Annotated in this window: 2 protein-coding genes; both read left to right on the forward strand. The window is 34.1% G+C overall.

What is annotated here, in order from left to right; genetic code table 11:
• The coding region (locus tag ACNOHI_RS24630; protein ID WP_420477366.1) for an acyltransferase at positions 1-328 on the forward strand (328 nt) is incomplete at its 5' end.
• Between the two features lie 184 nt (positions 329-512).
• Positions 513-881 (forward strand): glycosyltransferase (locus ACNOHI_RS24635; protein WP_420477367.1); only part of this gene is annotated, 369 nt, incomplete at its 3' end.

The raw sequence follows: 881 nt of genomic DNA on the forward strand, positions 1-881 counted from the left end.
GCGAAATTGTTTTTTTGATAATTATTTATCTATCGCATCTATGGAAAATGTCAATATTGATGATGGTACAATAGTGGGTGAATGTGTTAAGATATACGATCATAATCATAAGTATTCTGATATGAATGTTCCGTTGAAAGACCAGGGGTACGTTATTTCTCCTGTGAAGATTGGTAAACGTTGTTGGATTGGATCTAATGTGGTTATATTAAAAGGAGTTACAATTGGTGATAATTGTGTCATTGGAGCGGGCTGTGTTATTTATAAGGATGTAGCTGCTAATAGTGTTGTAATTAATAAACAGGCACAAAGCATTACATTAATATGATATACAGGAACGAGAGTCGAGTCGTTAGAAAGTTTTTTAAATGGAATTAGCATAACTCAATCATACCGGGTTAAGTAGGCAAATCACTTTGTATACCCTTTTTTTAGTTGCCGTATAAGGTTTTTATATGTGTGGTGATTTTATATGTATTGCTTATCAATAATAGTTAACATATTAGACATAAATGAAGCAAGAAAGAAATAAAATAGTGTTTTTAACGCAGTCGCTTGGAGGTGTTGAAACTTATATAAGAGAAATTGTGTTGAATGTTGATAGGTCTAAATTCGAACTTATTATTGTATCTCCCTTTGGCGAGTCTATAAATGATTTGTGTGAAAATCAAAATATCAAGCACTATAATCTCAAAATGGCAAGAGGCTTCAATCCGCTTTTAGATATAAAGACTATTTGGCAATTCTGTCAAATTATTAAACGAGAAAGGCCTGCATTGTTGCATGTTCACAGCTCTAAAGGTGGCTTTCTAGGCAGGATAGCGGGGAGATTGTGCCGAGTTAGAAGTGTGTTTACTCCGCACGGGCTTTCATATCTTTCG

The sequence above is a fragment of the Noviherbaspirillum sp. ST9 genome (assembly GCF_048799745.1).
GTDB lineage: Bacteria > Pseudomonadota > Gammaproteobacteria > Burkholderiales > Burkholderiaceae_D > Noviherbaspirillum.